The sequence below is a fragment of the Clostridioides sp. LIBA-2809 genome, assembly GCF_056688965.1.
Map to the genome: position 1 here is coordinate 3,572,558 of NZ_CP197004.1, position 22,315 is coordinate 3,594,872.

The 22,315-nt window shown below is 28.0% G+C and carries 18 protein-coding genes; 4 read left to right on the plus strand and 14 right to left on the minus strand.

What is annotated here, in order from left to right:
* Positions 1 to 72: 72 nt before the first annotated feature.
* From ACTG44_RS16925 to pepI, 4 genes are all read right to left on the minus strand, one after another.
* Positions 73 to 1,482 (minus strand): vWA domain-containing protein, encoded by a 1,410-nt coding sequence (locus ACTG44_RS16925; protein ID WP_021386074.1) that lies wholly within the window; start codon positions 1,480 to 1,482, stop codon positions 73 to 75.
* 3 nt (positions 1,483 to 1,485) lie between these two features.
* On the minus strand, positions 1,486 to 2,616 hold the full coding sequence (locus ACTG44_RS16930) for an ATP-binding protein (RefSeq protein WP_021385983.1): 1,131 nt from the start codon (positions 2,614 to 2,616) through the stop codon (positions 1,486 to 1,488).
* An 11-nt stretch (positions 2,617 to 2,627) separates the two neighbouring features.
* The gene (locus ACTG44_RS16935; protein ID WP_021386069.1) at positions 2,628 to 3,431 is read right to left on the minus strand and encodes a hypothetical protein; all 804 of its coding nucleotides are present in this window, start codon (positions 3,429 to 3,431) and stop codon (positions 2,628 to 2,630) included.
* Between the two features lie 289 nt (positions 3,432 to 3,720).
* Positions 3,721 to 4,602: a proline iminopeptidase gene (pepI, locus tag ACTG44_RS16940; protein ID WP_021386032.1), complete on the minus strand. Its 882-nt coding sequence runs from the start codon at positions 4,600 to 4,602 to the stop codon at positions 3,721 to 3,723.
* Positions 4,603 to 5,072: 470 nt separating this feature from the next.
* Between pepI and ACTG44_RS16945 the strand changes: the two genes are divergently transcribed.
* Positions 5,073 to 6,047 carry an aromatic acid exporter family protein gene (locus ACTG44_RS16945; protein WP_021386076.1) on the plus strand — a complete coding sequence of 325 codons (975 nt, stop codon included), beginning with the start codon at positions 5,073 to 5,075 and terminating at the stop codon, positions 6,045 to 6,047.
* 115 nt (positions 6,048 to 6,162) lie between these two features.
* On the opposite strand, the gene ACTG44_RS16950 is transcribed toward ACTG44_RS16945, so the two are convergent.
* The 8 genes from ACTG44_RS16950 to ACTG44_RS16985 form a co-directional block, all read right to left on the minus strand.
* Positions 6,163 to 7,194: a transglutaminase-like domain-containing protein gene (locus ACTG44_RS16950; RefSeq protein ID WP_021386067.1), complete on the minus strand. Its 1,032-nt coding sequence runs from the start codon at positions 7,192 to 7,194 to the stop codon at positions 6,163 to 6,165.
* A 574-nt stretch (positions 7,195 to 7,768) separates the two neighbouring features.
* Positions 7,769 to 8,788, minus strand: coding sequence for an ATP-binding protein (locus ACTG44_RS16955; RefSeq protein WP_479920880.1), 1,020 nt, complete (start codon positions 8,786 to 8,788; stop codon positions 7,769 to 7,771).
* Complete coding sequence (locus ACTG44_RS16960; protein WP_021385986.1) at positions 8,785 to 9,462, minus strand: response regulator transcription factor; 678 nt, start codon at positions 9,460 to 9,462, stop codon at positions 8,785 to 8,787. Before ACTG44_RS16960 ends, ACTG44_RS16955 begins: the two co-directional genes overlap by 4 nt.
* Before the next feature lie 154 nt (positions 9,463 to 9,616).
* On the minus strand, positions 9,617 to 11,524 hold the full coding sequence (locus ACTG44_RS16965; RefSeq protein WP_479920881.1) for an FtsX-like permease family protein: 1,908 nt from the start codon (positions 11,522 to 11,524) through the stop codon (positions 9,617 to 9,619).
* On the minus strand, positions 11,525 to 12,277 hold the full coding sequence (locus ACTG44_RS16970) for an ABC transporter ATP-binding protein (protein ID WP_021386010.1): 753 nt from the start codon (positions 12,275 to 12,277) through the stop codon (positions 11,525 to 11,527).
* Between the two features lie 159 nt (positions 12,278 to 12,436).
* Positions 12,437 to 12,793, minus strand: a complete 357-nt coding sequence (locus tag ACTG44_RS16975) for a DUF4180 domain-containing protein (protein ID WP_479917480.1) — start codon at positions 12,791 to 12,793, stop codon at positions 12,437 to 12,439.
* A 20-nt stretch (positions 12,794 to 12,813) separates the two neighbouring features.
* Positions 12,814 to 13,272 (minus strand): helix-turn-helix domain-containing protein, encoded by a 459-nt coding sequence (locus tag ACTG44_RS16980; RefSeq protein ID WP_479920882.1) that lies wholly within the window; start codon positions 13,270 to 13,272, stop codon positions 12,814 to 12,816.
* Positions 13,273 to 13,614: 342 nt separating this feature from the next.
* Positions 13,615 to 14,814, minus strand: coding sequence for a S41 family peptidase (locus ACTG44_RS16985; RefSeq protein ID WP_479920883.1), 1,200 nt, complete (start codon positions 14,812 to 14,814; stop codon positions 13,615 to 13,617).
* Between the two features lie 354 nt (positions 14,815 to 15,168).
* On the opposite strand from ACTG44_RS16985, the gene ACTG44_RS16990 reads away from it, so the two are divergent.
* The 3 genes from ACTG44_RS16990 to ACTG44_RS17000 are packed head-to-tail and all read left to right on the plus strand — an operon-like array spanning position 15,169 to position 18,977.
* A complete protein-coding gene (locus ACTG44_RS16990) occupies positions 15,169 to 15,942 on the plus strand; it encodes a sulfite exporter TauE/SafE family protein (RefSeq protein WP_479917482.1) in 774 nt (257 codons plus the stop codon).
* Positions 15,943 to 15,956: 14 nt separating this feature from the next.
* Positions 15,957 to 17,216: a DUF1254 domain-containing protein gene (locus ACTG44_RS16995; protein ID WP_479920884.1), complete on the plus strand. Its 1,260-nt coding sequence runs from the start codon at positions 15,957 to 15,959 to the stop codon at positions 17,214 to 17,216.
* A gap of 30 nt (positions 17,217 to 17,246) precedes the next feature.
* Positions 17,247 to 18,977: an alkyl sulfatase dimerization domain-containing protein gene (locus ACTG44_RS17000; protein ID WP_479920885.1), complete on the plus strand. Its 1,731-nt coding sequence runs from the start codon at positions 17,247 to 17,249 to the stop codon at positions 18,975 to 18,977.
* A gap of 172 nt (positions 18,978 to 19,149) precedes the next feature.
* Here ACTG44_RS17000 and xylA read toward each other — a convergent pair whose 3' ends face one another.
* Positions 19,150 to 20,487 carry a xylose isomerase gene (xylA, locus tag ACTG44_RS17005; RefSeq protein WP_479920886.1) on the minus strand — a complete coding sequence of 446 codons (1,338 nt, stop codon included), beginning with the start codon at positions 20,485 to 20,487 and terminating at the stop codon, positions 19,150 to 19,152.
* A gap of 87 nt (positions 20,488 to 20,574) precedes the next feature.
* Complete coding sequence (gene xylB / locus ACTG44_RS17010) at positions 20,575 to 22,119, minus strand: xylulokinase (protein ID WP_479920887.1); 1,545 nt, start codon at positions 22,117 to 22,119, stop codon at positions 20,575 to 20,577.
* Positions 22,120 to 22,315: the final 196 nt, after the last annotated feature.

The window sequence follows — 22,315 nt, forward strand, 5'->3', positions numbered from 1 at the left end:
AACTACTAGTTAACGTATTTTTTAGATTTACATAGTAAATATAACTTAAAATAGTTTATCTTCTATGAGTACTTATAAAATTGGGGCTTGACTATTCATTGAATATCCATCATTTCTTACATCATTTATCTCTAAAATTTCGCCCTTTATTTCGACTTTTGTAAGTTTCTTAACTGCTCCATAAGGCTCTTTCAATGAAAGTTCATCTCCTCTTCCAGAAATAACCCATAAAATCTTATACCCTTTAGGTGCTATTTGTAGCTTATTTTCACCTTTTCCATCAGTAAAGTAAACTAGTAAATTAATCTTTTTATTATTAGCATATTCAAAAACTGGAGAAAATCTAGTACCTCCACCTATCCTAATTCTATCTTTTATGTCTTTTTCAGTTCTCACCTTATATACACGTCTAATTTCATTATCGCACTCTATAATCGTAATTTCATGGCTATAGTTTTTTACGATATTAAGAACCTCTTTAATCGCTTGTTTAAACTCTTCATCACTGATACTTCCACTTATATCAAGTGCAACTGCTATTTCTGCCTTATGACTTCTAAGTTCACCCCTCAAGTCTAATCTATCTGGTTGTCTTCTATTTCTTCTTGTTATAGTCTTCTTTTTATTACTTTCAACGGTTCCCATTATCCTATTAAGATACAAATTCCATGGCAGTTCACCTTTACTATTTTTAAGTGACGATATCATACTTTCTAAATAAGCAGGAATTGTACCTTTTTGAGAACTATCAATAAATTTTTCAGTAAATTCTTTAAGCGTTTTTTCATCTACATCGTTAGATTCTTCCCAAATATTATGAGTTTTTTCTGGGCTATAATCAGTTTCTATATTTCCATACTTATCACTATCATCTTCTTCACCATCTTCATCCTCTTCTAGTAAATCTAATTCAGTTTGAATCTTTTCTACATAATATTCAAAAGGTTCATATGGCTCAAGTTTTAAGGAATATTTTAAATTTACCCATTCCAAGGTAGTTGCATATGGTGGTAAATTATTTAAAAATTTATTTACTACTATGTCCATTGCCATGTTGATAGCTAATGTACTATACTTTCCTTTTAATTCCTTTGCTCTCACCAAATGCATAGATAATATGTGATGAATTTCATGTTTGATTGTAGTCTCCATTTGTTTTATGTCAAGTGTTAAAAAAATCATTGGATTAAAGTATATAACATACTTAGCTCCTTTAAAATTCACACCCGTAGGACTACTTATATCAAATCGTATCTCTCTTGACATCTGAAATAAAAAATATCCATAAAAATTGTCCTTTTCTTCCATAAGACTTAAATTAACTTTATCTATAAGGTTAAAAAATTCATATTTAAAATCTTGTGGTATATCTACATCAAATTTCTCATTGGCACGATTCGCCTTTAGCATAGAATGAGTACTTATAATTTCACTTGCTTTATTATAAAGTTCTTTTGCTTGCTTATTAAAATAATTTTCCATACACTATCCCCTTATTAAACTATAAGATTCAAAATATGATTTTACAAACTCTTCATTTTCTATAGCTTTTTTATACACTTCAGTATAACTATTTCTAATGTCCTTCATAATTCCTATCATTAAATCTACAGGGTATACTTTTAAAAACTCAATGAATCTATTAATGTATCGGTTTGATTCATATTTACCATCCTTCACATTTGATTCTAAGTTTTTTAAGATATTTATAGCTGATAGATAAAGTCTTGTATGACTTTCATTTTTTACTCTTTCTATAATAGACTCATCAATAGATTCTCCTAAAAAAACCTCTTCATAAGATATTAGTGGTTTAGAATCTGATTCAATAAAGCTTATAAACTCTTCTGCAATAACCTTACCTATATTCCCTTTTATAACATTTAAAAATACTGCTCTAGGAATTGAATTATTTTTTTCCTTATAAACTTTATAAATTTTAGATACTCTTTCATAACTTCTAGGAGTTGCCCTTACATCATCTTCATTTATTTTATGAAGATATTCTGGAAAAGTAGAAATAAACTCTATAACCTTTCTTTCAATTCCTTCATCAACTGCCCATTTTAACCATTGTGTATGCTCACTCTCCATATTTAACCAGACAAATCTATTTTCTTGGGCAGCGTCCATATCCACAACTTGATAATCAAAGTCTGAACCATATTTACTTGATGGGTTCATTGCTGCTAAAATCTTTACATAATCATGCAACTTATATCCATTAATCTCTCTATTTAGAATTAAATTCATAAGTTCTTGTTGCACAGTATGCTCACAACGATTTATCTCATCTATAAATAAAAGAACAATCTTACCTTTAGATATCTCTTCATCAATTTCTCTTAATTTATTATGAACAGCATATACTGTTGTTTTCTTTTCAATCTTATATCCATTGGAATCAACTCCTACATAAGATTCTATAGTTGGAAGGCCTCCTATTTCGCCCTCTTTAAGTAGATTCCCATCAATAACAACTAAACTCCAATTATTTTCTTCAGCAAGTTTTTTTGCTAAAGCTGTTTTTCCTATCCCACTTTCTCCCACTATTAAGGGAACTTCTCCAGTGGATAATATTAAGTCAACGCTTTTTAATGTGTCTATAAAATTCATTTTTCTCTCTCCTACATAATCTTTAATTTCTCGTCTACAGCGATTTTTTTTGCTGTTTTACTTCCATATTTATAAATAAACATAATTTTATCTATTGATATATTCTCGCTATCCCTGTCTATAACACTACAATTTAAAAAATCTCTAACATACTTTTCTTCTACATCTTCCTTTGATAATACGTCTTTTAATACTCCCTCTAATTCATCTTTAGATATTTTCTTTATAATATATTTAATCACTAAAATATTAACTTTCAAAAACTCTAACATTTTATTCTTATCTAAATCAGTTATAAAGCCAATAGCTGCTTCATTATTTTTTATAGCTATAATTTCTGTATTATAACTAGGTGATTCTATATATCTTAATGCATCATAACTTATTCTAACTGCCTCTTCTTGTACACTTTCATAAGGCTCTTTTATAAATTTTATTGAATCATAATTTTTTCTTACTGCTAATAATTGTAACTCTTCACTTGGATTTTTAGCATACTTAATAGCCCATCCTGCTTGATTTATAGCCATCTTAATAACTCTATCAGTTGGATTTTTGATATAGTCTAGTATACTCCACCCCTCGTTTACTGCTTTTATCATCATGTCTTCTGTTGGATTATCTACAAATTTAATTGCTCTAACATTATTATCTATTGCTAACTCTTGCATCTCTCTAGTTGGATTATTTATATATTCTAGTACAAGCCCATTTTCTTTGATAGCTAGTATTTTCATTTCATCAGTTGGATTATTTAAAGTAGATATAATATTAGGATTATTTTTTATCATTTCAATAACTCTTGATTTTTCCATAATATGCCTTTCTTTCTATAATTATTTTTATCTCTATACTAATTATAATAATCTATTCCTATTTATATAATTGTTTCTTATTATAATTAATATACTTTTTAAGCAAATTTAAACAGAATAATTATACCAATATATAAAAAAATTTCTAGAATCGAATAAAATTAAATACATATACACAAATATATTTCCACTATTTGTAAAATTACATAAAATTTTAGTACTTCTATTAATAATAAAAAGAGACTAGACAATATGTCCAGCCTCTTTTTTATATAAATTTATATTATTTTTAATCATTAGCATCTAACCACTTAGTTAGAACCTCTATATATTTATCATTTTCTTCAACAAATGGCATATGTCTTGAATATTCAAATAACTCCCATTTACTGTTAGGAATTCTATCATACATAGTTTTTGCAATATATGGTGAACATAAATCTATTGCTCCACTAGTTACTAAGCAAGGTTCTTTGATTTCATGTAATCTATCTGTAAACTCATATCCAGAAAGAGTTCCTGTAGGAGAAAATTCATTTTGTCCCCATCCTACAATATACGCTTCAGAACCTGATTTTTTAGGTCTTCTTAAACATTCTGGAGAATCTTCTGTTACTTCACCTGCACAATACATTGCCATAAATTTTTCTAGTGCATCATTATATTCTTTACTAGAGTAATCTCCAGTATTTACTGCATCAAGCAATGCTTTTTGGTCAGCTTCATCCATATATGATATTCTTCTTTTTTGTTCTTTCTCCCAAAGCTTTGCAGAAGAAAGAGTAGATGAAAGAATATATGACTTAATACCTTCTGGTTTATACTCAATAGCATACCAAATAGCCTGCATACCTCCCCAAGATTGACCTAATAGATGAATTTCTTCAAGCCCTAGATGTTTTCTCAGTTCAATAAGCTCTTTTATCCAAGTGTCCGCATTAAATAACTCAGGATGTCCTTCTACAAATGAATTACCACAACCAATTTGGTCATACATTATTACTTGTCTGCCACTCTCAGCTATCTTGTCCAACACTTCAAAATAATTATGTGTAGAACCTGGTCCTCCGTGAAGTAGTACTAATGGCTTTTTCCCTTCAGTGTTTTCTCCTACTATACGGTAATAAGTTTTAAAACCTTCAAAAGGCATATATCCTTCAGTAATTTTCATGTTTATCTCCTCCAATTTGCTATTATGAACAATAATTAAGTTCATTAATATGGCTATTTAAAACTTCTAATACATAATTTATTAATGTATTTTAATCTTTATATCTGCTTTCATAAATAGTATAACATAAAAGAAAAAAATCTCCATACCAAATCAATTATAAAATAACATTAACTATATAATTTTATTTTATGTTAATAATAATAGATATATCTATAGTTATATCATTCACTAATATAATAGTAATATAAAATATTATTTCCTCAATAGAGTATAATTATTTTATATTCATTATAATATTTTGTATTCTACAATGTATTACATTAAAAAAGATATCTTTGTGTTTCTATTTACTTATCTTTTTATCGGATTTTACAGTATTTTTTAAATAAAATATTGTCAACTCCATTTCAAATAAAATTGGTTTTATGATAAAATTATTTTTATTATATTTTAAAGGAGGTTTGTATTTGAACAATATTGATTTGCTTAAAGTTATAAAGTTATCTTTAGGATGCTCTCTTGCTATATTTATTGCTTGGCTATTAAAATTAGAATACTCAATGGTTGCTGGAGTTATAGTACTACTTACAGTAAAAGACACTAAAAAAGAAACTCTTAAAGGTTTTATTGGAAAGTTTTATGGTTTTCTTTTATGTACTCTTTTTTCCTATTTATGCTTTAATATTTTAGGATATAATTTGACTTCATTTTCAATATTTATATTTATAATTATACCACTTTGTTTTTTATTAAATATTCAAGATGTCATTGCTATGTGTGTAGTCATCGCATCCCATTACTTCATTCAAGGAGAAACATCTATTAAGTGGATTTTAAACGAAGCTGGAATATTTGCAGTAGGGACTGGGATAGGTGTCATAATAAACATGTATATTCCAACAAATATACATAAAATCTATGAAGTTCAAAAAAAGTTACAGGAAGAAGTAAGCGTTGTACTTATAGACATTGCAGATATTATTGTAAATCCTAAAAAAGAGAATGAATATAGTAGAGATTTATATACATTAAATTCACTTATTGATAGAAGTATTTCTGAAACTTATGATAATATTAATAATACTTTGTTAAATGACACTAGATTCTTCTTAGAGCACATGGATATTATAAAAAGTCAACGGGATATTTTAGAAAGTTTGTATGGTTATGTATCTCAACTAAATTCTACACCACCACAAGCTCATATTCTATCTGCTTTCATACATAAGATAGGTTATACCAAATTTGAAGCTGAAACAGGCAATCTACTTCTTGAGGAATCGGATAGATTATTGTCAAGTATGAAAAATCAACCTTTACCTGTAAATAGAATAGAATTTGAGAATAGAGCCATTTTATTCTTATGCTTGACTAAGTTAAAACAGTTTTTAATTAATCGTATACATGCTCAGCAACTTAGAGATAATAATTTTTATAAATAAAAAGAGGAGAAATACAGTAGTTGATCCAACTACAAAATATCAGATATAATGTTAAATGCGCCCACAATAAGAGGGCGCAATGTTTATAATTTATTCTACTGTCATGAGTTAATCATTATTCATATCGAATATACATTACTTGACCAAGTCCAATATTAGCTTTTTCATCAGTGATTTCTATTTTAATAGTCACATCATTTTTTTTGCAGTACTTCGCTAATTCTGCACCAGAACGATTTTTACCACTAAAATCTAAAGAAAAAGGCTTATCATATTTAAAAGGATATTCAACAGGTTTACCTTCTGGCGCTAATGCAAACATCCCATATGGTGTGTTCATAAATCCTATTACAGCAATCGTAAGATTTGATGGATTTAAATTTGATTTACTACCTATAAATGTAACTGTATTTACCGATGAATTAATTACAATACATCGAACACCTTCATACATTACATGTTTGTCCTTTATATCTCCAAATTTTCCAACAACCTTTGCCCCTTCTTGATGTGGTAACATAGTGTGCTTCCCAGGTGGTGCTGGTTTTTGAGTTTGTGCTACTGCTCCAACTGTTGGATATGCTGTTTTATCAAATGGCAATGGATGTGTAAGGCTCTTGTATATGATGTCCTTTCCTGCTGACTTATTAGCATCAATATCTACATGATACAAACGCCCATCACCAAAACGGATAAGATTCCACTGGTGGTCATTTGATGTACTATGGACATAATAACATTCAATTCCCATAGCATCACATAAAGCTTTCAAGCTCCTAGCCATTCCAGAGCATGCTCCCTTTTTAGTAACCAGTGTATAGGCAGTATTGGCTCCCTCTGATGCATTCCAGTCAACATATGTTGTGTTATTTTTAATGTGATTATAGGCAACTAAAATCTTAGCATCTGTGGTCATATTCTTTGTGATTTTCTTGTTCATAAAATCCGCTGTTGCTTGTGCTACTGAATTCAATTGTGCTTGTGACAGCTTTGGGCCATATATGCTATTAGCTCCTGTGACATAGCTTTTTGGTGTCTTTGCTGTTACTTCCTTGGCTGTCATACCATAAACTGTCATACTCATACTTGAGGTTAAAACTATGGTTGCAATCAATAGCTTGGTAGCTAACTTCCTAATTTTTTTCATACTCAATATTCTCCTTTATAAAATATAGTTACTTCCTATTCCTTGCCATTAATAAGGCTCACTTTGGATTTAAAAAGGTGGATTGTCAACATGTAGGTTTTTCCATTCATACGTTCGTGAAATGTTCAAATTTAATGAAAAATCTAGTCGATATTTTCTACATGGTTTGTATACAATACAACTAGCAAATCAATGCCTTTGCTGTCAGCTTGATAAAATGATGGTAATTAATATATTCAAAACCATTATCATGTAGTAAATGATAGCTATTTTCAATTATTAGTAATGGCAAGAATAAATAGAATTGTCAATAATAGAGTTAAAGGCAAATTTGTATACACTTTATACAATCTCCATCTAATATTATATCTATTATAATTTTTATATTCAATACAATTTTTGGAAAAATATAGGATATGTTTATAAAAATACTATATTATGATAAACTTTATTATATTTTAATTATACTATAAATATTATTCATTTAAATATACTGACAAGTTTAAAATAAAAATCTTTATAAAATTTATGCAAATATTTTTATCTCTAATATTGTTATAGTCTTTATAATAACCTAACTATCTAGGTTTAAATAATCTGATATATCATAAAAATAGATATTAAAAATTGTATACGAACCATTTTCTGAACATACATCAATGTCATGACCCAAATTATCTATCATTTTCTTTACAAAATATAACCCCATTCCAGTAGACTTATACAGTTGATTTCTTCCATTTGCACCTGTAAAACCTTTATCAAAAATCCTAACTATATCTTCTTCACTTATGCCTATTCCAAAATCTTTGATAGATAATACCACTCCATTTTCTAACTCTCTTGAATCAAACTCAATTTTACCAGCTTTTTTAGAATACTTTATGGCATTATTAATAATTTGGTCTAAAATATATGACATACATTTAGAGTCTGTATAGACATCATAGTCTAGTTTATTTAAACTAACTTCAATGTTATTTTTTATAAGCAAAAATGAGTTATTTTTTACAGCCATTTTTACTAATTTTTCTAATTTAACCTTATTTATAAATACATCTTCAAACATGGTATTACTTCTACTACTATATAAAATGGAGTTAACTAAAAAGTTTATCTTAGCAACCTGATTCTTAATATCTATACTATCTTCTATACTGCTTAACCTATCTGTAATTATACTCAAAGAAGATATTGGAATCTTTATTTCATGAACCCACTTAGCCATGTACTCATCTAATTCTTTTAAAGATTGTTTATAAATTTCTATATCATTGTTATTTTTTATTTTTAGATTTTCTATAATAGCTCTCATTAGATTCTCTTCAAAAGATTGTCCCTCAACCAAATAACCATCTATTTCACCATTATCTTCTATACAATTATATAAACTTTTATAACTATTTCTAAAGCCGATATAATCCACAACAAAAAATAATATTGTTATAAATAGTACTAAAAAATCTAAATATACCAACTCTGCATATTTATTTTTAAATACATCTATAGCAAATAAGTATATATTTATTATACTGACTATAATTAAACAGATGATAATATACTTAGACCTACCTTTTAAATATTTCGCTATCATTGTATTATATATCCTATGCCCTTCTTAGTTTTTATAAAATCATCAAAACCTAATTCTTTAACTTTACTTCTCAATCTATTCATATTTACAGTAAGTGCATTATCTGTCACAAACTCATCATTATTCCATAGAGTCATCATAAGACTTTCCCTTGATACAACTCTATTCTTATTTTTTAATAATAAGGTTAAAATTTTTATTTCATTTTTAGTCAATTCTAAACTTTCATCCTTGTATTTGTGCTTTATAACTCCTCTTCCTGTATCAAATATCAACTCGTCGTAGTACATAATACTACTAGAGTCACTATAATTGTAGACTCTTCTTATTATACCATTTATTTTGGTAACCAATATATCTATAGAAAATGGTTTGGTAATATAATCATCTGCTCCATTATTTATCCCCATTATTAAATCCATGTCAGAATCTCTTGATGATAAAAATATTATTGGTACATTAGAAATAGCTCTAATTTTCTCACACCAGTAAAACCCATTATATAATGGTAAGTTTACATCTAAAAGTACTACATCTGGTTTTTTGTCTACAAATTCATCTAATACTACCTCAAAGTTATTAATTAATTCTATGTTAAATCCCCATTTATCCAATGCAAGAGCAATTTCTTTGGCCAAATCAATATCATCTTCTACTAATAAAATTTTATACATTTGTGTATTCTCCATTATTTTAATATTTAACTATGTTATAAACTATTACTATAATAACATATTTTATTATATAGGTTGATTAACCAAGTTGTTTCGTTAATCAACAAGAAGACTCTTATTAAAAGAATCTCCTTGTTTTTTAGCAATTTATCAGTTAATTTTTATATACTACACGCTTAAACTTACTGACGGATACTGCTCCATATATTATAAATATTATCAAGCATATAACTAAACTTAGTATATATATACCAAATAAATTAGTCATCAATAAATCTCCTGCTAACCTCAATGCAAAATAGCTAGATATTGTTGCACTTAACATTGGTAAAGTATAAAAGATGGCTACTTCTTTAAGTATAGCTCTATTTATATCTTTTTCTGTAGTACCTATTTTTAATAAAATCTTATATTTACCTTTATCTTCATATGCATCACTATATATTTTCATGTAAATTATACTTCCAGCTACAAGTACAAATACTAAGAATAAAAATACAAGCACTACATATGCAAATTTCATCCATCGACCCTCATTTAGACCTTTATATCCATTCTGAATATAGCTATTTTTTAAATTTAGATTATTTTCAAGATTTTTAAACATCACTTGGCTATTTTCTTCTTGATACACCTTTGCTCCGTAAAAATATACTTGTTGTCCCTTATCTCTTAATTTGAAATATGTATCATCATTTACTACTATGATGCTTTGATTAAATCCTGTCCCTAACACTGGAACTTTTACTTTTCCTTTTGAAATATTATATAAATGTCCATCAATGTTTACATGGGCTTCTTTTGTAGGTATTGATACTATCGTTTGAGGGCTTTTTAACTCTATTACATTATTTCCTTTAACTAGTTTATCACTATATTCTTTTAATTCTTCATCATGACCATTCTCTTTAAGAATACTACTAAAATCGCTATATTTCATTATGGCATCAGTTTTATCATAAATATCCTTACTATCTGTGTTTTCTAAAATTGTTAGTTCTAGATTTACTGAATATTTTATTTTATTAGTATCTTTTATTATATTCTCTATTTTTGTTTTATTCACTTCATCTTTGTCCATTGAAACTATACTGGCAGTATATACATTTCTTTGTTCTTGAGCGTTTTGATGTATATATTTCATTGCAACTGACGCTCCAAGAGTGGATATCGTAGTGGTTATAATTATTGCTATTATAGCATAAGTTTTGTAATTTTTATTTAATCTGTAATTTATATTATTTATTGCTATTATATTATTTCCCTTGAATAATATTTTTTTGTTTTTTATTATAATATCAAATATAACAGGAACAACTGATTTAAATAGACCATAAGTCCCAACTATTATTATAGCTATAACAGGTATTACACTCATTATATTTCCAGTCCTTATATTAGTAGAACGGTAATAACCATATCCTATTACTATAATTGATACTATAGCTAATATATATATACCTATTCCTATCTTTGGTATTTTTTCTTGCTTTTTGGATGTATTAATTAGGTTTATTACACTACTTCTACATATTGTTATAAAACCTTTTATAGCCATTACCATAAATATAGACATAAATATCAAAGTAGTATATAGTATAGCCTCCATGCTAAGTCCATTAGATACATTTATATCAAATCCAGATAGCTTTATTATCACTACTTGAAAAAATCTAGATGTTATTATTCCTATAACTATTCCTGTTATACAAGAACTTACTCCTATAAGCATATTTTCTACAAAATATATTTTCCCTATCGTATATAGGTCTAACCCCATAAATGATAATATACCAATTTCTTTAGACCTATTTTTAAAAAATATATTTGTTGCATACCAAATGAAGAAAAACAAAAACACTGATAGTATCATTATCACAGCTACCAATACTGATAATGTAAAATTTTTATTTTCTCCTTGTAATACATTTATAGCATCGCCATATCTTAATAATTCAAAGTTGGTTAGTACAACTACTGAAAAAACCATAGATATAAAAAATGCTAGATACGTTCTTATATTACTCTTAAAATTATTATACGCAATTCCAAGTATACTCACTTACATGTCACCTCCCATAGAGGCTAACATATCCATAATTTTTTTATAAAATTCTTTTCTGCTACTTCCTTTGTTTAATTTACACTTTATATTCCCATCGTTTATCATATATACTTCATTGGAATAACTTGCAGTTAGGGGGTCATGTGTAATCATTATAATAGTAGCATTATTCTCCTTATTTATTCTTTCCAATGATTCTAAAAGTTCATATGCTGACTTCGAATCTAAAGCACCTGTTGGTTCATCAGCAAATATGACTGCTGGATTTGTAATCAATGACCTAGCTGCTGCACCTCTTTGTTTTTGTCCTCCTGACAATTGATAAGGATATTTATCTAAATGATTTTCTAATCCAAATTTTTTGGCTATGGAAAACACCTTAGATTCTATTTCTTTACTTTTCTTTTTTCCTAATGCTAGAGGAAGCGCTATATTATCCATTAGTTTCATATTATCTAATAGATTGTAGTCTTGAAATATAAATCCTATTTTTTCTCTTCTTAGTTTTGACAGTTCATTATTTTTTACTTTTGATATATTGATTCCATCTAGTATTACTTCTCCAGAAGTTTGTTTATCAAGTGTAGACATGAGATTTAGTAATGTTGTTTTACCTGCACCAGATGGACCCATTATTGCTATAAAATCACCTTCATTGACTGTAAGTGATATATTTTTTAATACATTTGTTCTAAATCCTTTTATTCCATAATCTTTTGATATATTTTTTATTTTTAATATTTCTTTCATAATAATAGCCTCCAGTTGCTAATTTTTTAATATATATTTATTTTAAAGGTTTTATTTAAATAAATCCTTAAGTAAATATTACATTTTAACTGTTAACATTACACTTTTGTAACATGAACAAGATGGCTATTAAAATATTTGGTCTATATCTTTCTACTATCAATTTATATTTAAGATACATTTTTTAGCATCCTCAAAATTACCTACTATTCTAAAATTATTTGATTTATTCAGCTCTAGCATTAATTCTGAAAATCTTTTATTTATCCTATTCTCATCAGCAATAATCCCAACAACTTGTATTCTATAAGTTATAAATTTTTGTAATGCTACACCTGCTAGTCCAGTCTTCAAATTTAAAAACTCATCTGAAAATGAATTATTACTAAGCATCAGATAATTTACACCATGTTCCATACATAGAGATATAATATCCATTATTTCTCCTTCATTATTAAATTTACTATCTAAAAAAATATATTTCTTGTTATTTTCTTCTTTTATCTTATAATTCATTCTTATTCCTCATTTCTGTTCTAAATATTTTCTATTAATATGGATATAGAACCTAACATATCCTCAATAAATTTTATATTTCCCCATAACATAACTCTAAGCCTACTTTCATTTTCATTATATTTCAAATTAATAGTAGAGCCATTTGATATTGAAGTTGGATTATTTACAAGTGCCAAAAGTAAGTTTGATAGACGTGAGTATTCCTTATTAGAAATACTATTTATGTCAATTACTGTAGATACATTAACTTTTGGAATATATACTTGTTCTTTAGAAGAATCCAATTTAAATTCCAAACTATTACTTTTATCACTCTTTATATCCATAAATCTATCCAAATCTTCTTTTGATATCCTCCATTGTTTACCGACTTTATTAGCCTTTAATTTCCCATCTTTTATAAATTTTCTTATTGTCTTATGATGCATTTCTAAAGCATCTGCAACTTGGTCTATTGTATAAAACTTTTCCTCCATAACTACACTTACCTTTCATTTGATAATAATAATAATATATTAATTTAGGAATATCAAAAAGTCAAATTTATTTTGTATTTTATTGATTTTTGTTTCCTTTTATTGCTTTTTAATGTACTTTTATATTTTATTATATTATGATATTTTCTAGTAAATCATGATAATACCTCAACTTAACCTATAAATCAAACTCTATAACAATACACCACTAGAATGAAAAATTTCATAATTAAAAAAGCAATTTAAAAAGATTTAAAATCTTTTCAAATTGCTTTTTATAGTATGTTCTTATATTTTTAAATTCCAATACTTCAACCACTAAGATAACACTTAAAAGGCTACCTAGTAAGTAATATTTTCAAGTTCTAGTACCTTTTTTATACAATTATCATCTTTAAAATTTGCAGTTCTTTCACAATCTTTAACTTTAAAGTGTGGAATGGTTTTAAATTCTTCATCACATATTCCATTCTTATTTAAATACATACAACTCGCCATTCTGACTATCAGACCACTATTTTTTAAGTTAAACAACACAGGGTCTATACATCCTCCATCTCCTCCAGTAGTTTCACCTACTAAAGTTGCAAATTTAGTTTCTTTACAAAACATAGCAAGTGACTCTGATGACGAATATATTTTTTTATCTACAAACAAATATATCTTACCTTTAAATTTCAAATCATTTTTAGATTTTAGGGTATAAGAAGTATTTTCAAAACCATTAAAATTTTTCATAATTTCTTCTGGCGCATTTTTCTTTACACTTGTTGGCAAATTTTCTATAGGTTCTAATTTTATATTTCTTACATTAGTGTATTTTTTTACTATTTCATTATCATTTCTATATACTCTATATCCATCTATTTTGACATCATCTTTTATAAGTTTAGATACAATTCCTTGCCAATATCTATCACTTCCTCCTGAATTTCCTCTTATATCAATAATTAGAGCTTTATGCTTTTCTAAAGTGTTAATATAGGTTTCAATTTCCTTTAAATCATTATCTATAGCTCCATGCTTTGATGACATTGATGGTAGATACATGTATCCTACTTTCCCTTTGATTACATCTTCTAAAATTAATTCTTTTTTTACAAAAATATCATTTGGCATTTTTATCTTAGGATTTATAGAATCATATCTCACCACAACTTTTTTATCATTAAGAAAATCATACCAATCATTATTAGAATATGATTTCTTAAAAAGCTCATATCGTTTTTTATTATCAATTAACTCTGTATGTTTATTATTTAATTCAGATAATATAGATGACATTTCTTCTATAAATTCCTCATCATTTTCAGTACTCTTTATTCTTTTTATATAATCTTCCTTATTTTGTAACCAATCAGTATTATTAAGTCTTTTATTTACATCTAGATAAGGATATCCTGTTTTTATAACATTATATACATGTTTAAAATCATCTACTTTTTCTTCTTCAGATAGTTGATTTTTTTGTGAATAAGTAGAATTACCTAATAAAATTATAAATGTTAAAATAATTACTAAAAACAATATTTTCTTTTTCATATAATTCTCATCAACTTTCAAATTTTATATTTTAATACATTTTACTATCATAAATATCTAATAATCTTATTATAATTCATATATTAGTTAGACATCTTTAGCATCTTAATATTCTTATCGTAAATAGAAATTACTATTCTCCTCTTTTTTAATTTACTTTAATTCAAAATGACTTTAGACAAATCAAAATATACTAGTCAAATAATTACTACATTTTATCATATATCTATATTATTTGTAAAAATAGATATATTATTTTAAATTTAAACCTCCTTAGAATAAATTATTTTACTATTTTAGGGCAAACTTACTACCAAGAAATCAACATAAAACTCAAGAATAGGAGAGATACATATGGTGTTTTTTATAGTAGGATTTATAGCCTCTATTATAGGTGCAATTTCTGGACTTGGTGGCGGGATTATCATAAAACCAGTACTAGATGCAGTAACTGAACTAGATGCTTCAGTTATAAACTTTTTATCAACATGTGCAGTATTTACTATGTCTTGTTCTGCTGTTACTAAACATATTAAATATAAAACTAAGTTTGAAAAGCCTACGACTGTATTACTTGGAATGGGTGCAATTTTAGGTGGTTTAATTGGTACTGAGATATTTGAACTTATAGTTGATTTTATTAACAAGGATAGGTTTATAAAGCTAATTCAAAACGGACTCCTTTTATCTTTATTAGTAACTATATTAGTATACATAAATCTACCTAACAAAAAACAATTCCACATAAAGAATCGTATATTTACACTTTTACTTGGATATACTTTAGGAATGATTTCATCTTTTTTAGGAATAGGTGGAGGCCCTATAAATATAACAGCTCTGACATTATTTTTCTCAATGAATTTAAAGAGTGCATCTGTTAACTCAGTAATACTAATACTATTCTCACAAGCTTCAAAAATAATAACTCTATTAATTTCAAAATCAATACCTTCAGGGCTTGAAGTATCAATGTTACTTTGTATAATTCCAGCTGCAATATTAGGAGGACTATTAGGTACAACTATTAATAGAAAAATAAATAAAAATCATTTAATCATTGCTTATAATTCAGTCATGTTATTCGTTATAATGACATGTCTGTGGAATATAATAAGATTATTTTAAAGGAGAGGCTCTTAATGAATAAAACTAATTTACTTGAAACAGTTCAAAATGCTTATATATATGGATATCCAATAGTAGGGATGTATGAATTACTCTATACACAAGTTATTAATTCAAAAACTAAAACAACAAATTTTAATGAATTTGCTCATACTGTTACTGTAGCATCACCAAAAACATCCTTTATTCCAGCACCAAACAATGATACAACATATTCAAGAGCTTGGCTAGACTTACGTGAGCAACCAGCAATAATAGAAGTTCCAGATACTAATGATAGATACTACTCTATACAGTTATTAGACTTATTTACAGAGACAATTACTAATATTGGTAGAAGATTAACTGGAACAAAATCAAATAAATTTACTGTTATTGGACCAGGTTGGAATGGTGACTTACCTAAAGATACTCATATAATTAAAAGTGATACACCTTTTGCATTAGCATTTTTAAGAATTCTTATCAATGATAAAAATGATATTCAAGAAGTTAAAGATATACAAAGCAAGTTTAAAATACATAGACCTTCTGAAATGTCTAATAAAACACATCATGATAACTATGATACTAAATATTTACCAATATATAAAAATTCAAATTACTATGAATTCTTTGAGACCCTTAATAGCATACTTTTACTAATTCCATACTTAAAAACTAGGACAAACATACTATCATCAAGACAACTAAAAGAAGTTCCTGATGATATATTAAATGAAGCTTGTGATAGTGCAAAAAAACTTATTAATGAAGGTGGCTTAGCATTTGGAGAATCCCATAACTTCTGGAGAATTGCTCGAAAAGGCATTGGTAATTATGGAGAGGATTATTTACAACGTTCAATAGTTTGGCATAAAGGTGCTTTAGCTAATCAACCAGAAGAATCTTTATATCCAAGTATTTTTCAAGATAGTACTGGTCAATTTTTAGATGGAAATTTCGACTATGAGCTAAAGTTCAATAAAAACGAACTTCCTCCCGTAAGCCAATTTTGGTCATTAACAATGTATTTATTTAAAAATGCATTCTTAGTAGATAATGAGATTGACCGCTACTCTATTGGAGATCGTACAAAAGGACTATTTTACGCTGAGGATGGTTCACTAACTATATATATACAAAATAAACCACCAAAAGATGAAAATAAAATATCAAACTGGCTACCATCCCCTAAAGAGAAATTTTACATGACACTAAGGTTATATGGTCCAAGTAAAGATGCCATTTCGGGTAAATGGTTACCTCCAGTTGTTACTAGAGCAAACCAGTAAATTTTTTAATATTTAAAAGGAGTTATATTCATGAGCAATTTTGCATATACTGAAAAATCAAAATTTGTTAATCCTAGATTAACAGAACATTCTAAAACAATGGAACAAAAAATTTATAAAACAGGCGAAAATGTATATAGTGCAGTTGGTTTTGGATTATCTTATCCTGTTATGATTGAAGGAACTGATGGAATTATAATTATTGACCCAAGTGAAACTATTGAAATGATGGAAGAAATCATGAAGCATTTTCGTAAGATTACTGATAAACCTATTAAAGCTGTGATAATCTCTCATAATCATGGTGACCATTGGGGTGGTATGAGTGTTTGTGTGAGTCAAGAACAAAGCCAAAATAAAGAGATTCTTGTTATTGTTGATGAGACATTTATAAAACATTTCTCTCAAGCTAGTGGAGAACTGCTAGACATTAGAATGGGAAGAGCTGTTTGGATGTATGGCTCTATACTTCCTAAAGGAGAACATGGTTATGTTAATTTAGGATGTGGACCTGTTTTATCAAAGGGTTCTAATAAATTTATTGAACCAAATACATTTGTATCTGTTGAAGATGGATTAAAAATAACTATATCAGGAGTTGATTTAGAACTGTTCCATTGTGAAGCTGAGACTGAAGATGCTATGTGTATATTTTTATCTAAAGAAAAGATAATGTTTGTCGGAGATGCTGTTCAAGGTGAAATATTCCCTAATATATATACTGTTAGAGGGACTGTTCGTGATGCTAAGAAATGGTATACAGGAATTGATAAAATTCGTAAATATAAACCACATTATTTAGTTGGAACTCATATGAGACCACTACATGGTAAAGATGAATGTAATTCTCTTCTAATGGATTATAGAGATGCCATACAATATACCCATGACCAAGCAGTCAGACTTATAAATATGGGTTATACCCCTGATTATGCAATAAACGAGTTAGGAAAACTTCCTCCTCATCTATTTCAAAGAGAACGTTTAGGTGAATTTTATGGAACATTTAAACAAGGAATTAAGGCTATTTATGACCAATATATAGGTTGGTTTAATGGTGAAGCAAGTAAATTAAATCCTATTTATCCTAAGGATGCAGCTAGAAAATATGTGAAAATTATGGGTGGTCGTGAAATAATATTAGCTGAAGCTAAAAAAGCTATTGATGAAAAAGATTATGAATGGGCTACAGAGATATTAAATTATCCTATACGTATAGATAATGATGATATGGAAGCTAGAGACCTTAAAGCAACTGCTATTCGTATGCTTGGATACCAAACAGAAAATGCTACTTGGCGTAATTGGTATTTGACTAGTGCCATGGCATTAGATGGAGGTTTTGAACAGATAATAAATCAAGTTGGGGCTAATGCTGGATTTCCTCCATTTTCAAACTCATTTATAGGTCTAACATCCAAAGCTATGTTTGAATCTTTTAAGGTTAAACTAAATGGTCCTAAAAGTTCTGATGTTCATATGACACTATTGGCATGTGTGACTGATACTAATGAAGCATTTAAGCTAGAGTTACGTAGAGGGATTGTTGAAATGCATAATCATGATAGTGATGTAAAAGCTGATGTTTCAATTGAAACTTCTAAAGAAACCTGGGCAAAATTAATTACGAAAGAAATCTCAATTATTCAAGCTATTGAAAATGATTTAGTACAATGTGATAACCCTAAAAAAGCTCAATATTATTTAAACTTATTTGATAATTTTACTCCATTTGTAAATATGCCATTTTGGTTGCAATAATTTTTAAAATGGTGGTGTCTCAAAATGAACATTTTAGTTCATGAGGCACTCTTTTTTGTATGAAATCAAATATATTTTCATCATTTCAACAATAAAAAAAAGGCTTATCTCTATTTTGAAATAGCCTCTTTTATTATGATTTTAATTTAATTTTACACTTTAGAGATTCTATCTACTTCTTAGAGATTGTATCTACTTCATATATATATCTATTAAGTATAGCTTCTAGCATTTCTTGTCTTCCAGACTTATTCTTTATAACTGGCATTTGTAGTGCATAAGTTTCTAATTCTTTAAACCCAACCTTACCATCTACTATATCTTTACCTATGCCTTCACTGAAGCTTGAGTATCTTTCTTTGGTAAAGTTTTCAAATACCTCATCTTCTAATAATTTATGAGCTATTAATAATCCCTTTGCAAATGTATCCATACCTGCAATATATGCTAAGAATAAGTCTTCTACTTCAAAAGATGCTCTTCTCACTTTAGAGTCAAAATTAAATCCTCCTGGAGCTATTCCTCCTTGTTTTAACACTTCATACATAGCAAGTGTTGCATCATATATATTTGTTGGGAATTGGTCTGTATCCCATCCTAATAATAGGTCTCCTTGATTCGCATCTATACTTCCTAAAACATCATTTATTCTTGCCATATTCAATTCATGTTGGAAAGTATGACCTGCAAGTGTAGCATGGTTTGCTTCTATATTCATTTTGAAGTATTTATCTAGATTATACTTTCTTAAGAATCCCAAAACAGTGGCAGTATCAAAATCATATTGATGCTTAGTAGGCTCTTTTGGTTTAGGTTCTATTAAAAATTGTCCAGTAAATCCTATTTCCTTAGCATAATCTACAGCCATTTGTAAGAATCTTGCGAAGTTGTCCATTTCAAGTTCTGTATTAGTGTTAAGTAAAGTTTCATAACCTTCTCTTCCACCCCAGAATACAAAGTTTTCTCCTCCTAAATACTTAGTTATTTCTATAGCTTTCTTAACTTGAGCTGCTGCATAAGCATAAACATTAGCATTGCATGTTGTAGATGCACCATGAACAAATCTTTGGTTTCCAAACATATTAGCAGTTCCCCATAATAATTTTATACCTGTTTCTTTCATCTTAGCTTTTATGTACTCAACTATTTCATCTAATATCTTATTTGTTTCTTCTAAATTTCTTCCCTCTGGTGCTATATCTCTATCATGAAAACAGAAATACTCAATTCCCATCTTAGACATGAATTCAAACCCTGCATCAACTTTAATCTTTGCAATTTCAATTGGGTCTGTTATATTATTCCAAGGTCTATCCACTGTACCTACTCCAAATGGGTCATTCCCTTCTCCACATAAAGTATGCCAGTAACTCATTGCAAATCTTAAGTGTTCTTTCATAGTCTTATTTCCTACTACTTGTTCAGGATTGTAGTATCTAAATGCTAACTCATTGTTAGATTGTGGTCCCTCAAATTTTATCTGTCCTATTCCTTTAAATATTTCACTCATTTCATATCCTCCTAATGTTTTACACATATGATGTATGTAATATTTTTTTAATTTAAAACTATCTTTCATATTCATTTGTAGCTATTTTTATTCTTCACCTTTAAAATTAACTACTTCATCTAATAATTTAAAATCATCTTTTAAAGAATTATATATTTTCTTATACAATCTATGATATCTCTTGTATGTATCTACATTTTGATTTATTGGCTCTAATTTAGTTGAAGTTTTTATTATATTCTCACAAGCTTTTTGGACACTTTCGTATATTCCAGCTCCTACTAATGCAAGAATTGCAACTCCTAGCGCTGGTCCTTCACTTGAATTTATAGTATATACATCTTGATTAAACATATCTGCTTGCATCTGTCTCCATACTTTACTTTTACCACCTCCACCTGAGGCTCTTACTTCATTGACTTCTATATTAAGTTTTTCTATTATATCCATACAATCTTTTAGACTATATGAAACTCCCTCCATAATTGACCTTGCCATTTCTTTTTTAGAATGTATTGGAGATAATCCAAAGAACACTCCTCTTGCATAAGGGTCAAGATGAGGAGTTCTCTCCCCCATCATGTATGGTAGGTAAAGTAATCCATTGCATCCTGTTGGTACTTGGCTTACTTGACTATTTATAATTTCATATACATCTTTACCTAAAGAACTTGACACTTCCAGTTCGCTTTGACAGAAGTTATCTTTAAACCATTTTAATGATAATCCAGCCCCTTGAGTAACTCCCATAACATGCCACGTATTTGGTATTGCATGGCAAAAAGTATGAACTCTACCTTCTTTATCAATTTTTGGTTCTTTTGTATATGCAAAGACTACACCTGATGTACCAATAGTCGATGAAACTACCCCATCTTTAACTATTCCATTTCCTATAGCTCCTGCTGCTTGGTCTCCAGCCCCACCTACAACTATTGTTCCTTCCTTAAGTCCTGTTAAGTTTGCTACTTCTCTAGTAACATATCCTGTAATTTCTTGAGATTCATAAACTTTACCTAAAAGATTTTTATCTATATTTAACTTTTCTAGTACTTCATCACTCCAATTTCTTTTTCTTATATCAAGTAACTGCATACCACTTGCATCCGATACTTCTGTAGCATATTCACCTGTTAATTTGTACCTTATATAATCTTTTGGAAGAAGTATTTTATTAGTATTCTTATAAATATTGGGTTCATTATTTCTAACCCATAATATCTTTGATGCTGTAAATCCTGTAAGTGCTGGATTGGCAGTTATTTCAATCAGTCTTTCTCTACCTACCAAATCAGTTATCTCTTCACATTCTTTTACTGTACGTTGGTCACACCATATTATAGAGTTTCTTAGGGTATTTCCCTCTTTATCTAACATAACTAGACCATGCATCTGTCCTGATAACCCAATTCCTTTTATACATTCACTACTTATATTGGAACTTTGAACTACATGTCTTATAGATTCAACTACAGCTTCCCACCAATCATTTGCATCCTGTTCTGCCCAACCTGCTTTCTCTTGTATAAGAGGATATTCATATGTACAACTTTCTATAGTATTTCCTAATTTATCAAATAAGACTGTTTTAGTACCTGATGTACCAATATCCACACCTAACACATACTCCAACTTTATCCCTCCTTGAGACATCACTTCATAATTATCGTTTTCCTATTCTAATTTTTTATATTTTAGGTATATTTTACTTGCTTTATTTTTGTTAGTATATTAAACTAACTTATGAACTAATAATAAAATATTTAATTATCTTTGTCAATGCAAAATAGCCTTTTATTTTTGTCTAAAAAGTATTACAATATTATTT